12 protein-coding genes and 2 tRNA genes are annotated in these 12,310 nt (G+C 71.9%); 5 read left to right on the top strand and 9 right to left on the bottom strand.

Translation table 11 applies throughout. The features are described 5' to 3' along the window. Positions 1 to 27 precede the first annotated feature (27 nt). Both Aau02nite_RS21365 and Aau02nite_RS21360 read right to left on the bottom strand, forming a co-directional pair. Positions 28 to 1,860: a sensor domain-containing diguanylate cyclase gene (locus tag Aau02nite_RS21365; RefSeq protein ID WP_212990302.1), complete on the bottom strand. Its 1,833-nt coding sequence runs from the start codon at positions 1,858 to 1,860 to the stop codon at positions 28 to 30. Positions 1,861 to 2,114: 254 nt separating this feature from the next. Continuing rightward, entirely contained in the window at positions 2,115 to 2,708 is a 594-nt protein-coding gene (locus tag Aau02nite_RS21360) for a TIGR03086 family metal-binding protein (protein ID WP_212990301.1), read from the bottom strand. Between the two features lie 132 nt (positions 2,709 to 2,840). Here Aau02nite_RS21360 and Aau02nite_RS47415 point away from each other — a divergent pair, with 132 nt between their 5' ends. After that, positions 2,841 to 3,482 (top strand): TetR/AcrR family transcriptional regulator, encoded by a 642-nt coding sequence (locus Aau02nite_RS47415; protein ID WP_212990300.1) that lies wholly within the window; start codon positions 2,841 to 2,843, stop codon positions 3,480 to 3,482. Here Aau02nite_RS47415 and Aau02nite_RS21350 read toward each other — a convergent pair. The 3 genes from Aau02nite_RS21350 to Aau02nite_RS21340 all read right to left on the bottom strand — a co-directional run bounded on the left by Aau02nite_RS21350 (position 3,413) and on the right by Aau02nite_RS21340 (position 5,910). Further along, entirely contained in the window at positions 3,413 to 4,666 is a 1,254-nt protein-coding gene (locus tag Aau02nite_RS21350; RefSeq protein WP_212990299.1) for an MFS transporter, read from the bottom strand. The two genes, Aau02nite_RS47415 and Aau02nite_RS21350, sit on opposite strands and share 70 nt — an antisense overlap. Before the next feature lie 42 nt (positions 4,667 to 4,708). After that, on the bottom strand, positions 4,709 to 5,302 hold the full coding sequence (locus Aau02nite_RS21345) for an antibiotic biosynthesis monooxygenase (RefSeq protein ID WP_212990298.1): 594 nt from the start codon (positions 5,300 to 5,302) through the stop codon (positions 4,709 to 4,711). A gap of 110 nt (positions 5,303 to 5,412) precedes the next feature. Further along, positions 5,413 to 5,910, bottom strand: coding sequence for a nuclear transport factor 2 family protein (locus tag Aau02nite_RS21340; RefSeq protein WP_212990297.1), 498 nt, complete (start codon positions 5,908 to 5,910; stop codon positions 5,413 to 5,415). Positions 5,911 to 5,964: 54 nt separating this feature from the next. Here Aau02nite_RS21340 and Aau02nite_RS21335 point away from each other — a divergent pair, with 54 nt between their 5' ends. Then, positions 5,965 to 7,020, top strand: coding sequence for a WD40/YVTN/BNR-like repeat-containing protein (locus tag Aau02nite_RS21335; protein WP_246595331.1), 1,056 nt, complete (start codon positions 5,965 to 5,967; stop codon positions 7,018 to 7,020). A 27-nt stretch (positions 7,021 to 7,047) separates the two neighbouring features. On the opposite strand, the gene Aau02nite_RS21330 is transcribed toward Aau02nite_RS21335, so the two are convergent. Together Aau02nite_RS21330 and Aau02nite_RS21325 are read right to left on the bottom strand one after the other, a co-directional pair. After that, positions 7,048 to 7,683: a LuxR C-terminal-related transcriptional regulator gene (locus Aau02nite_RS21330; protein ID WP_212990296.1), complete on the bottom strand. Its 636-nt coding sequence runs from the start codon at positions 7,681 to 7,683 to the stop codon at positions 7,048 to 7,050. Further along, positions 7,635 to 8,921, bottom strand: coding sequence for a sensor histidine kinase (locus Aau02nite_RS21325; protein WP_212990295.1), 1,287 nt, complete (start codon positions 8,919 to 8,921; stop codon positions 7,635 to 7,637). Before Aau02nite_RS21325 ends, Aau02nite_RS21330 begins: the two co-directional genes overlap by 49 nt. Positions 8,922 to 9,071: 150 nt before the next feature. Between Aau02nite_RS21325 and Aau02nite_RS21320 the strand changes: the two genes are divergently transcribed. Genes Aau02nite_RS21320 through Aau02nite_RS21310 form a run of 3 tightly spaced genes read left to right on the top strand, consistent with a single transcriptional unit; the run spans position 9,072 to position 11,734 of the window. After that, positions 9,072 to 10,112, top strand: a complete 1,041-nt coding sequence (locus Aau02nite_RS21320) for a fatty acid desaturase family protein (RefSeq protein WP_212990294.1) — start codon at positions 9,072 to 9,074, stop codon at positions 10,110 to 10,112. 12 nt (positions 10,113 to 10,124) lie between these two features. Continuing rightward, entirely contained in the window at positions 10,125 to 10,919 is a 795-nt protein-coding gene (locus Aau02nite_RS21315; RefSeq protein WP_212990293.1) for an SDR family NAD(P)-dependent oxidoreductase, read from the top strand. Positions 10,920 to 10,942: 23 nt separating this feature from the next. Then, the gene (locus Aau02nite_RS21310) at positions 10,943 to 11,734 is read left to right on the top strand and encodes an SAM-dependent methyltransferase (RefSeq protein ID WP_212990292.1); all 792 of its coding nucleotides are present in this window, start codon (positions 10,943 to 10,945) and stop codon (positions 11,732 to 11,734) included. A gap of 80 nt (positions 11,735 to 11,814) precedes the next feature. Here Aau02nite_RS21310 and Aau02nite_RS21305 read toward each other — a convergent pair. Both Aau02nite_RS21305 and Aau02nite_RS21300 read right to left on the bottom strand, forming a co-directional pair. Then, a tRNA-Met gene (locus Aau02nite_RS21305) sits at positions 11,815 to 11,888 on the bottom strand. 2 nt (positions 11,889 to 11,890) lie between these two features. Next, positions 11,891 to 11,963, bottom strand: a tRNA-Lys gene (locus Aau02nite_RS21300). Positions 11,964 to 12,310 lie beyond the last annotated feature (347 nt).

The following is a 12,310-nucleotide window of genomic DNA, read 5'->3' as shown; positions in this document are numbered from 1 at the left end:
GCCCCCGGTCTGAGTGCGATGTCGTGGCTAGTCGGCGCGGTGCCGGCCGACGCGGGCCGGTTCGCGCTGTTCCGGTACGCCGTGCGCGCGCCGGCCGCCGCCGAGGTGCTTGACCGCGTACATGGCGTGGTCGGCGGCGCGCAGGGCCTGGTCCGGGTCGTCGTCGGGGGTGGCCAGGTGCACGCCGACGCTGGCCCCGATGGTGATGTCGGCGCCGAACACCGGGAACGGGCGCTCCACCGCGGTCCGGACCCGCTGGCTCATCGCATCGGCGTCGGCCTGGTCGGTGACTCCGGGCATCAGCACCACGAACTCGTCCCCGCCGACCCGGGCCAGCACGTCACCCTCGCGGACGCAGGCGCTGAGCCGCTCGGCGACCTGGCGCAGCAGTTCGTCGCCGGCCTCGTGCCCGTGCGCGTCGTTGACCGGCTTGAAACCGTCGAGGTCGACGAAGAGCACGGCCACCGCGTCGTCGCGCAGTGAAGTGCCCAGCGCGTCCTGCATACGCCGGCGGTTGGGCAGGCCGGTGAGCGCGTCGTGGGTGGCCTCGTGGTGCAGCCGTTCCTGGAACGCCCGGTTCTCGGAGATGTCGCGGGCGTTGATGACGATGCCGGTCAGCGCCGGGTTCTGCATCTGGTTGGAGGCGGTGAACTCGAACCAGGTGGCGTTGCCGGCCCGGTTGAGGATCCGGGTCTGCAACCGCAGCACCGAGTCCCGCCCGCTGAGCAGGGCGGCGAAGGCCTCGCGCATCCGCGGGCGGTCCTCCGGGTGCACCAGCTCGAAAACGCTGGAACCCTGCAGCGAACCCGCCGGGAAGTGCAGCACCGAGGCGGCGCTGGGACTGGAGTACGCGACCCGGCCCTCGGCGTCGAGCACCGCCACCATGTCCGGGGCGTGCAGGAACAGGGCCTGGAACCGCTCGTCGGCCCGGCGCCGCTGGACCTGGGTGCGGTAGCCGAGGGCCGAGATACCGACGGCGCCGATCAGGAGCATCGCCAGCAACGTCAGGTTGATGGTCTGGCTGCGGCTGTGCACGGCGCCGTCGAAGGAGGCCTTCGTCTGGGTGCGCACGTACGCCCAGCCGCCCGGCAGAGACTCGTTCTTCACGACGATCGAGATCATCGCGGTGCCGGCCGCGTGGTACTCGACGAACTCCGACCCCTCGGTCACCTTCGCCGCGGCGCTGACCACCGCGGGATCGATCCGGCTGCCGATCCGCTCGGCCTGGCTCGTGTAACCGACCTGCCCGGTGGTGTCGACGATCGTGGTCAGGTGCGCCGACGACCGCAGCCGCGCGGTGTACGCCTGCAGCGTCGTGGCCGCGAGCTTGTGGTAGCCGATGAGCAACGCCGCCGGGGCGCCGCCGACCTTGATGGGCACGGCGAAAGCCTCGACCGAGACGAGGATGCCGCCTGCGTCCTTGACCTGCATCACCGACGAGACCCCGAGCTTGCCGGCCGCGAGGAGCCGGCGCATCGGCTGGTAACCGGCATCGGTGGACGACGGCAGCGGGTTCCCCCGGGAGGCGTTCAGCACGGTGCCGTCGAGCCCGGTGATCGCGGCCCCGTACGGGAAGGAGGTGGACTTGGCGACGTACCCCTCGAGGGCCTGACGGTCCCCGGCGGCGCCGGCGCCGAGGTGGAAGGGGTAGCTGTCGGCGAAGCCCTTGAGCTCCTTGGCCGAAAGCTGCTGCATCTGCCCGGCGAGGGTGGCGTTGTTGACGGCGAGCGCCAGCGAGTCGGAACGGTGCACCGTGTCGGCGGCGCGTAACGCCGACCGGTTCACCATCACGCCCACGATGCCGACGGCCACCAGCAGCAGAACGCTGACGACCACGGCGAGCCAGTTGCGCAGCCGCATCTGATTGCCTCCTCGCCGCCAACGATCGGGCGGGGAGGGGGCGAGCTGAACGAAATCGCCCGGAAGTTGGCGGCCTGTCCGGAGCCTGGTCGGCAGGCCGGTCCGGTGACCGGTCGGAGGCCGATCCAGGGGCCGGTCCGAGGCCGGCCGGGAGGCCGATCCAGGGGCCGGTCCGGGGACCGGTCCGGGAGCCCGGCCCGGGAGCCCGGTCCGAGAAACACCGGGACGCGCGGGGCGCCTGGTACCGGGGGCGGTCAGCTCTGCCCGGACCACTGCGGGTCGCGGCCGAGATACCGCAGCAGCTCCGCGGCCGCACCGTCGTGCTCACCCACCGGCAGCGCGGCGGCGAAGGCGCCGTACTGGCGCAGCGGCTCGACGATCGCCCGAGCCACCGGCAGCAGCTCGGCAGCGAGATCGTCGTCGAGCCGCGCGGGCTGAGCTGTCGCAACCGCGATGTCCCAGGCGTGCACGGCGGCGTCGAGGGCTGCGGCACCGACGGCCGTCGCGACGGGTAGAGCGCCGTGCGGCAGCGGGGTCGGCGCCGTGCCGGCCGGGTCGACGGTGGCGAAGGCGGCGCCCGACGCGGCGAGCACGGGCTCGATGAGATCCATGGGGTCGCCGGCCAGCGTGCCCGACGGGGCGAACGGGTCCTCGGCCGGACCGCCGTGCCCGGTGACAGCGGCGACGTAGGCCAGCTGGTCGCCCGCCGCGTGCTGCAGAACCTGGGCCACGGTCCACCGGTCGCAGGGTGTCGGTCGGCCGAGGTCGGCCGAGGTCAGCGCCGCCACCGTCCCACGCAGCGCCGCGTGGGCGCGATCCAGGACGGTCCAGCTGGTCGTCGCAATCATGATCTCTCCTCGCAATTGATCGGAACGGAGCAGATCGTTCCGTTGCCATTTACGGTAGCGGAATGATCCGTTCCGCACAAGTGCTAGCCTGAAGCGGATGTCGCCCCCGCCCTGCCCGGAATGAGGTTGACCATGACGGAACCCGCAGTCCTCAACGGCCGCCGCGCCCAGGCCGCCCGTAACAACGGCGTGATCCTCGCCGCGGCCCGGGATGTCTTCGTCGCTGATCCGGACGCCCCCATCAGCGCGGTCGCCCGGTCCGCGGGTGTCGGCATCAGCGCGCTGTACCGGCGCTACCCCAGCAAGGAGGCCCTGCTGGCCACGCTCTGTCTCGACGGCCTGGGGCAGTTCGTCACGATCGCCCGGGCAGCCGGCGAGGTGGCCGACCCGTGGGATTCCTTCGTGACGTTCGTGCGCGGCATCGTGGAGGCCGACGTCCACTCGCTCACCGTGTACCTGGCCGGCCGGTTCACCCCCACGCCGGAGCACCGCGACCTGGCGGCCCAGGCAAGCGCACTGGCGGACGGCATCCTGCGCCGCGCCCAGCGCGCCGGCGTCGTCCGCGCCGACCTGGAGAGCACCGACCTGCCGATGATCTACGAGCAGCTCGCCGCCATCCGCCTCGGCGACCCGGACCAGATCCGCGAACTACGCGCCCGCTTCCTGGACATCCACCTCGCCGGCCTCCGCGCCGCCGCAACCTCCTACGGCAACCTCACCGGCACCGCCCCCACCCCCGCCGAACTCGGCGCCCGCTGGAACCGCCCAGCCTGACCCAGGTCACTGCACACAGCCGTCAAGGCCGTCGCCAGAGCCAACGCCGAGGCGCAGACCAGTAGCACCACCGACGCCGAGCCCGCGTCGGCCAGCCCACCGAGCGCGTTGTTGGTGACCAGCAGCGGCACGCTCTGCACGAGCACCAGCACCGCCTGGATCCGGGCCAGGTGGGTGGCCGGCGCCGCCTCCAGCACCAGCGGCGCGATGTGCGCGCTGAACAGCCCGTTACCCAGCCCCGCGACCAACCCGGCACCGATCGCCGCCGGAGCGCCCGGCGCCACCGCGAGCGCCCCCACCGACCCCGCGGCTATCAGCAGGCCGGTGATCGCCACCGCACCGGGCCGGCGCGCCGCGCCCCGCAGCAGCACGGTGCCGGCCACGACGGCCGTACCCAGGGCTATCGCGCCCACGATCGATCCACCGGCAGCGGCGGGCCACTGTCGCTGGCGGGCCAGCAGGGGCACCAGCAGTCCGGCTACGGGCAGCAGGAAGGCGGCGGCAGCGGCGGTCAGCAGGAGCGCCGGACGCAACACCCTGTCCCCCGCCGCTGTGCGTACCCCGTCAGCAGCCTGCCGCCAGAAACCTCGCGCCGCGGGCACCGGGGCTGCGCCCGTGGGCGCAGCCGGGCCGGGCAGGCTTCGCCGCAGTCCCAGGAGCACCACCGCCATCAGGGCGAACGTCGCTGCGTTCCCGAGGGCCGCGGCGGCGATCCCGGCGGCAGCCACCACCAGCGCACCCAGCGGGGGCCCGGCCGCAGCCACGAGCTGCCCGGCGAGCTGGCGGGCCGACAACGCCCGGGCCAGCCCCGGACCGCTCACCAGTAACCGCGGCAGCGATCCGGAGCTGGGCAGATAGAACGCGTCGACGAGCCCGACCGCCAGCGCCGCACCCACCAGCAACCACGGCTGCTCGCCCACGGCCAGGGCCGCCCCCGCGAGCACCAGCATCACCACCGTCATCACCACGTCGGCGACGATCATCACGTGCCAGGCACCGACCCGGTCGGCCACCGCCCCGCCCGCCAGCAGCAACAGCACCCGGGGCAGGTTGATCGCCGTCAGCACCAGGCCGGCGAACGCCCCGCCCCGCCCGGCCGCGACCCAGGCCATCGCGAAGCCCAGCACCTGCGTGCCGAGCAGTGACACCGTCGCGGCCGCCAGCCAGATTCCGTATCCCCGCACGGATGAGAGGCTGGTGCCTCGACCTGGTCGAGGGTCAAGTGGTCAGCGGCGCCACGGCGGTGGCTGCCCGTGCAACCACCACTGCAGGGCCTTGGTGACCCGCGGGAGCACCAGGTACGTCATCAGCGGCGTCAGGCACACCGTGGTCACCAGCGTGCGGACCACCGCGTTCCGCCCGTCCAGCAGGTGCCCCAGCGTCACCGCCGCCAGCAGGCTGAGCGGGAAGAAGCCCAGCCAGATGGTCACCGCCTGCTTCCAGCGCGGCGGCGGCCCCGGCGGCGGGCCGGTGAGGTCGTCGACCTCGTGCTCCTGCGGCGGGTCGAACCAGCCCTCGATGCCGGTCCGCCGCTCCACCCGGGTGTGTTCGACCATGCCCTGCGCCGACGACAGCCACCACTGCCGCTGCGGCGACTCCTCCCATGCGTGCAGGGCGTCCGCGTCGGCGAAGCGGTAGAGCATGTGCCACTCCGTCGAGCCCAGCACCGGCCGCACCCAGCCCACCCCGAGGAAGCCGGGGAAGTCCTCGGCCAGCGTGGTGCCGGCCCGGACCCAGGCCAGCATCTCCGCGTTCCGCGACGGATCGGCCCGGCGGGTGATCGCCACGGTGACGGCGAGCTGGGGTGCTGCGGTTTCCATACCCCCGATGATTCACGCCCGGTGTTACGACCGGGCGGCGAACGGCTCTCCCGGCCTGTGATGAGAGGCGCGCAGGTGGTGACGATCAGCACAGTGGTACCGGTGAGGCGTCACCGCCGCCGCCCCGGGTCGGCGCGGGGCAGAATCGTCCGTTCGCCCAGTCTGGTCATCGCGTTGAGCGGCGCCGTCGCCAGGCCGACCAGCCGGGCCAGTCCCGGCTGGCGCTGACGGCGCAGCAGGCGCGGGCCGATCCCGGCCATCACCTCGGTCAGGGCCGGTAGCGGGCGCCCGAAGAAGGTGATCTCCCGGATCAGCCCGTCGCCGTTCAGGCGCAGCAACTGCGCCTCCTCGACCGGCTCCCGCCGGGCCATGCCGTGGTAGAACAGCGCCCAGGTGTCGTCCGAGCCCACCTCGGTGTGGTAGCGGATGTCGTGAATGACCTCGAAGGCGCTGGCCAGCACGTCGGCCACCTGGGCCGGGCCGTGGAAGCGGAACTGTGCGGTCAGCGGAGAGATCATCTCGACCTCGGGGGCGAGGCACGCCGTGGCGGCCGTCGCGTCGCCGTGTTCCCCCGCCGTACGCCAGGCCGTGATCGTCGGATTCCCCATCCGCGGAATCTACCGCCCTGCCGATGTCGGTGGGTCGGGGTAAGTTCCGGAGCCATGACGCTGCGAAGGTTCTCGATGGCTGCTCTCGCCCTCGTCACGCTGGCCGGCACCGCGGGCTTCACCGCCGGGCACCCCACGCCGTCCTGGCGGCTGTCCGACACCGGGGTCACCGCCCGCTTCCGGGGCCTGGCCCCGGTCGACGACAAGGTGGCCTGGGTGGCCGGTTCCGCGGGCACGATCCTGCGGACGGTCGACGGCGCCCGGACCTGGCAGCGGGTCGATCCGCCGGGCGCCGCCGAGCTGCAGTTCCGCGACATCGAGGCGTTCGACGCCCGGCATGCCGTGGCGCTGACCATCGGCGAGGGCGACCAGTCCCGGCTGTACCGGACCGCGGACGGCGGTCGCAGCTGGACGGAGACGTTCCGCAACGACGACCCGGCGGCGTTCTACGACTGCGTGACCTTCCTGGACCGCCGGCACGGCCTCGCGCTCTCCGACCCGGTCGGCGGCAAGTTCCGGATCCTCGCGACCGCCGACGGTGGCCGCTCATGGCGGGTGCAGCCGACGTCCGGCATGCCGGACGCGCTGCCCGGCGAGTTCGCCTTCGCCGCGAGCGGCACGTGCCTGGTGTCGGCCGACCGTCTCGGCGCGGGCCGGGCCTGGTTCGCCACCGGCGGCGGCGAGCGCGCCCGGGTCTTCACGACCGTGAACGGCGGCCGGTCCTGGCGGGTCACCGACAGCACGATCCCCAGCGGACCCAGCGCCGGCGTCTACAGCCTGGCCTTCCGCGACCCCTGGCACGGCATCGCGGTCGGCGGCGACTATGCGGTGCCGGAGGCGGCTCCGGACGCCGCGGCGACCACCCGGGACGGCGGCCGCACCTGGCAGACCGCGAAGGCCGAGCCGGGCGAGTACCGCTCGGGCGCGGCCTGGCTGGGCAACCGGACGGCCCTCGCGGTCGGGCCGACCGGCAGCGACATCAGCCGCGACGGCGGGCGGACGTGGACGGAGTTCGACGCCGGCAGCTTCGACGCGGTGCTGTGCGTGTCCGGCTCCTGCTGGGCGTCCGGCGAACAGGGCCGGGTGGCCAGGCTCACCTGGGCACGATGACAATCCACCGTGGACGGTCGGCGCGAGTCAGCCGTTGAGGTAGGTCAGCACGGCCAGCACCCGGCGGTTGTCGTCGTCCGACGGCGGCATGCCCAGCTTGGTGAAGATGTTGTTGATGTGCTTGCTGACCGCCTTCTCGGTGACGAACAGCTTCGCCGCGATCGCCGCGTTGGACCGGCCCTCGGCCATCTCCCCCAGCACCTCCCGCTCGCGCGCGGTCAGCACCGCCAGCGGCTCGCGACGGGCCAGCAGCTGGGAGACGACCTCGGGGTCCATCGCCGTGCCGCCGTCGGCGACCCGGCGCACCGCGTCGACGAACTGCGCCACGTTGGAGATGCGGTCCTTGAGCAGGTAGCCGACGCCGCCGTTGCGGTCGCTCAGCAGCTCGCGGGCGTACAGCGGCTCGACGTGCTGGGAGAGCACCAGGACCGGCAGGCCCGGGATCTCGGTGCGGGCGGCGATGGCCGCCTGCAGTCCCTCGTCGGTGAAGGTGGGCGGCAGCCGCACGTCGACCACGGCCACGTCCGGCCGGTGCTTGATCAGCGCGGGCAGCAGTGCCGGACCGTTGTCCACGGCCTCGACCACCTCGAATTCGAACGCCTCCAGCAGGCGGGTCAGCCCGTCGCGGAGGAGGGCGAGGTCTTCAGCGAGGACAACGCGCACGGCAACTCCATCGATACGACCGTCGGTCCGCCCGGCGGGGAGGACACCGACATGGTGCCATCGAATGCCGCCAGGCGGCGGGCGATGCCCCGCAGTCCCGTGCCGTGGGCCGGATCGGCGCCGCCCACCCCGTCGTCGCTCACGGTCAGCAACAGCAGGTCGTCGACGTGCTGGACGTAGATCTGCACGGTCCGGGCGCGGCTGTGCCGCACCACGTTGGCCAGCGCCTCGGCCGTGGCGAAGTAGGCCGCGGACTCCACCGGCGTCTGCGGCCGGCCGGGCAGGTCCATCTCGACGGTCACCCGCAACGGCAGGCTCATCGCCAGGGCGCGTACGGCGCCGTCGAGGCCGCGCTCGGCGAGCACCGGCGGGTGGATGCCGCGCACCAGGTTGCGCAGTTCGAGCAGCGCCGTACCGCTGGCTTCGCGGGCCTCGGCGAGCAGCTTGCGGGCCGCGGCCGGATCGCGCTCGATCATCTCCTCGGCCAGGCCGATGGTCATGCCCAGCGAGACCAGCCGGGCCTGCGCCCCGTCGTGCAGGTCGCGCTCGATCCGGCGCAGCTCGGCGGCCTGGGCGTCGACGGTGTCGGCCCGGGTGACGGTCAGCTGGGCGACCCGCAGCCGCAGCCCGGCGGCCTTGGTCGGGGCCAGGAAGAGCTTGGCGAACTGGGCGTTGACCTCGAGCAGCCAGGGGGCCGCGCCCAGGCCGAGAGCCAGGAACAGCACGCCCTGCGGCATCGAGAGCATCGCCTCGCTGAAGTTCGCGATGGGCCAGAAGACGCCGTAGCCGTACCAGTCGACGCTCAGGTAGAGCCAGAGCGGCAGCAGCGAGATGCCCTCCAGGCCGTAGAGCGGGATGGCCACCGCGAGCAGGCCGAGCACGAACGCGACGATCGCGCCCGGGAGCAGCCAGGCGAGGTCGCGCCAGGTCGCCGGGTCGGTGGCGATCCACCGGAAGCGTTTCCAGCCGCCGGGCAGCGCCCGCGCCGGCGGCGGCTCGTACGGGCGGGCGATCGCGATGCCGGCCCGCGCCGCCAGCCGGCGTTCCAGATTGGCGCGCATCCGGACCAGGTTGGTGGCCCACGGCAGCAGGGCCAGGCCGAGGAACGGCACCGGGGTGAGGGCGAGCGCGACGATCGACATCGCCAGCAGCGGCAGATTCGTGATCGCCAGGCCCACGGCGAAGACGCCCCCCGCGATGGCGCGTAGGCCGTCGCGTACCCATGAGCGCGTCTCCATGTCCCTCATTCTGCTCGGCGGTCCCGGCACAGCCGGTGATAGGGCTCCACCATGTGCACAATCCCCCACTCCTGACGCGGGTGCTAGCACCACCTTCGCCGGGGATCTGACACTCCTGACCGTTCAGCCCCTATGCAGGAACCTGAAGGCATGACGACAACGACGGAGCGGCCGCGGTCCACGGCCGGTAGCGACTTCGCCGAGCTGAACCGCCGGGTCACTCGTGCGGGCCTGCTCGAGCGCAAACCGGCGTACTACGCCGTACGGCTGACCGTGGTCAGCCTGATGCTCATCGGCGGCTGGACCGCGTTCTTCCTGATCGGCGCATCCTGGTGGAACCTGGTCACGGCCGTGTTCCTCGCCGTGGCCTTCACCCAGGTGGCGCTGGTGGCGCACGACCTCGCCCACCGGCAGGTCTTCCGCACCAAGCGCCCGGGTGAGATCACCGGCCGGATCGCCGGCAACCTCGGCGTGGGTATGAGTTACGGCTGGTGGATGGACAAGCACACCCGCCACCACAACAACCCGAACCACGACGACCTCGACCCGGACGTCGCCCCCGAGGTGATCATCTGGGCCACCGAGGCGGCATGGGGCCGGCGCGGGCTGAAGGGCTTCATCACCCGGCACCAGGCAGGGCTGCTGTTCCCGCTGCTCACTCTGCTCGGCATCGACCTGAAGATCTCCAGCGTCAAGGCGCTGATCCGCGGCGAGATGAAGAGCCGCAACCTCGAGGCCACGCTGCTGATCATCCACGCGATCTGCTACCTCACCGCGCTGTTCGTCATCCTCTCGCCGCTGCAGGCGATCGCCTTCCTCGTGCTGCACCAGGCGCTGTTCGGCGTCTACCTGGGCATGACGTTCGCCCCGAACCACAAGGGCATGCCGCATCCCGACGGCACCGAGGACTACCTGCGCAAGCAGGTGCTGACCTCTCGCAACGTGAACGGCAACTGGCTGACCGACGCGGCGATGGGCGGCCTGAACTACCAGATCGAGCACCACCTCTTCCCGGCCATGCCGACGCCGAACCTGCGCAAGGTGCAGCCGATCGTCGAGGCGTACTGCGCCGAGATCGGCGTGTCCTACGAGTCGACCAGCCTGATCGAGTCGTACCGGCAGGCGCTGCGTTACCTGCACGAGGTGGGCGCGCCACTGCGCGAGGCGAAGAAGCAGCCCGCTGCCGTGTGAGAGCGTGGGGGCATGGACCTCCAGCTCACCGGTAAGGTCGCCGTCGTCACTGGCGGCACGGTCGGCATCGGCCTGGCGATCGCCCGCGGCCTCGCGGCCGAGGGCGCTCACCTGGCCCTGTGCGCCCGCGACGAGCAGCGGCTGCGGGCCGTCGTGGAACAGCTCCGCGAAGAATTCAAAGTACGCGTCATCGGGGTGGCCGCCGACGTCGGAGGACTCGACGGCCCGGCTCTGCTGGAGCGCGCGGTCGTCGACGAGTTCGGCGGCGCGGACATCCTGATCAACAACGCCGGCACCGGCAGCGAGGAAACCATCCTCGAGGCCGGTGACGAGCGCTGGCAGGCGTACTGGGAACTGCACGTGATGGCCGCCGTCCGGCTGGCCCGCCTCTTCGCACCGTTGATGAAGGCCCGCGGCGGCGGCGTGATCCTGCACAACGCGTCGATCTGCGCGACCCAGCCGCTGGGCTACGAGCCGATCTACAACGTCACCAAGGCGGCGCTGGTGATGTTCTCCAAGTGCCTGGCCAACGAGCTGATCGGCGACAACATCCGGGTCAACGCGGTGAACCCGGGGCTGGTGATGACGCCGGACTGGGAGAAGACCGCGAAGGCGCTGACCGCCGGCACGGACCGTTCGTGGCAGGAGCACCTGCAGCAGATCGCGCACGACAACGCCCCGATCGGCCGGTTCGCCGACCCGGCCGAGATCGCCGACCTGTTCGTCTTCCTGTGCTCCCCGCGCGCGAGCTACACGGTCGGGTCGACGTACTACATCGACGGCGGCTGGTTACGCACCACGACGTAGCAAAGGCCCCTATAGTGACGTTCGTGACCGTGCCCGCCGGAATCGACGCCACCGTCCCGAACGCCGCCCGCATGTACGACTACTTCCTCGGCGGCAAGGACAACTATGCCGCCGACCGGGCCGCCGCCAAGGCGGTGCTGGCCGTGGCGCCGGAGATGCGCGAGGCCGCCCGCTCGGGCCGGGCGCTGATCAAGCGGGTCGTCGAGCACCTGGTCCGCGAGCGCGGCATCCGGCAGATCCTGGACCTGGGCTCGGGCCTGCCGGCGGGCGAGAACGTGCACGAGATCGCCCGCGCGATCGACCCGTCGGTACGCGTGGTCTACGTCGACTACGACGACGTCGTCTGCATCCACGGCCGGGCCCTGCTGTGCGACCCGGAACGGGCGATCATCCTGCGCCGCGACGTCCGCGAGCCCAGGACGATCCTCGAGGACCCGGAGCTGCGCGGCCTGCTGGACATGGACCAGCCGGTGGCGGTGCTGATGATGTTCCTGCTGCACCTGATACCGGACGAGGACAAGCCGCAGGACATGGTGGCGGCGTACCGCGAGGCGCTGGCGCCGGGCAGCTTCCTGGCGATCTCGCACGCGGCCAACGACGCCCGGCCGGATTACATGGCTCGGATCAGCGCTATCTACAAAGGCGCGAACGCCCCGTTCACGCCGCGGCCGAGGGCGGAGATCGAGGCGTTCTTCGGCGACTTCGCGCTGGAACCGCCGGGTCTGGTCAACGTCTGGCCGTATCAGCAGCCGCCGGCGGACATGGACCCGGAACTGGCCAAGATGGGTTACGGCGCGGTGGGCCGCAAACTCTGATCGTGGTCGCAGGCCCCGGTGTCGAACCGGGCCGGCCGCCCTTATGAGGGGCGGATGAGCAGCCAACGCTCCGCCTGCGGTTGCAGGGTGGGATTCGAACCCACGACCTCAGGCCCATGAAACCTGCGAGCACTCTGAGCTGCTCCACCCTGCGCGTGCGCCGCCGGGGACTCGAACCCCGAACCCTCCGTTTAAGAGACGGATGCTCTACCTGTTGAGCCAGCGGCGCTCGTATTTCCAACGTCCTTGCGGTTCCGGCGGCCTTCCGGTTTTCGGCGCCCTTCCGGCTTCCGGCGCCCTTCCGGGAATGAAAAAACCGCCCTCCCGAACCGGGATGGGCGGCACGCCGAAGGCAGCGTCAGCCGCGTCGCCGGCCCATTCCGGGGCGCTTCATCCGCATACCCTTCATGGTGCGGATCATCGTCGAACCCCCTTCGGCCGGTCACTTGGTGCGGTGCGATTCCCACAGTAAAGATCGCCGGGAAACCCCTCAACGCAATTACCGGCGGGTTTGCCGAGCACGGACCTGGCAGGGTCCGGGTGCCCGCTCATGAGCCAATGCCACTCAGCTTAGGT

The sequence above is a fragment of the Actinoplanes auranticolor genome (assembly GCF_018332655.1).
Lineage (GTDB): Bacteria > Actinomycetota > Actinomycetes > Mycobacteriales > Micromonosporaceae > Actinoplanes > Actinoplanes auranticolor.
This window is presented reverse-complemented; position numbering and strand designations above follow the sequence as displayed.

Coding starts and splice junctions, on each gene's coding strand:
- Aau02nite_RS21365 (WP_212990302.1), bottom strand. CDS start 1,860: ATGCGGCTGCGCAACTGGCTCGCCGTGGTCGTCAGCGTTCTGCTGCTG.
- Aau02nite_RS21360 (WP_212990301.1), bottom strand. CDS start 2,708: ATGATTGCGACGACCAGCTGGACCGTCCTGGATCGCGCCCACGCGGCG.
- Aau02nite_RS47415 (WP_212990300.1), top strand. CDS start 2,841: ATGACGGAACCCGCAGTCCTCAACGGCCGCCGCGCCCAGGCCGCCCGT.
- Aau02nite_RS21345 (WP_212990298.1), bottom strand. CDS start 5,302: ATGGAAACCGCAGCACCCCAGCTCGCCGTCACCGTGGCGATCACCCGC.
- Aau02nite_RS21340 (WP_212990297.1), bottom strand. CDS start 5,910: ATGGGGAATCCGACGATCACGGCCTGGCGTACGGCGGGGGAACACGGC.
- Aau02nite_RS21335 (WP_246595331.1), top strand. CDS start 5,965: ATGACGCTGCGAAGGTTCTCGATGGCTGCTCTCGCCCTCGTCACGCTG.
- Aau02nite_RS21325 (WP_212990295.1), bottom strand. CDS start 8,921: ATGGAGACGCGCTCATGGGTACGCGACGGCCTACGCGCCATCGCGGGG.
- Aau02nite_RS21320 (WP_212990294.1), top strand. CDS start 9,072: ATGACGACAACGACGGAGCGGCCGCGGTCCACGGCCGGTAGCGACTTC.
- Aau02nite_RS21315 (WP_212990293.1), top strand. CDS start 10,125: ATGGACCTCCAGCTCACCGGTAAGGTCGCCGTCGTCACTGGCGGCACG.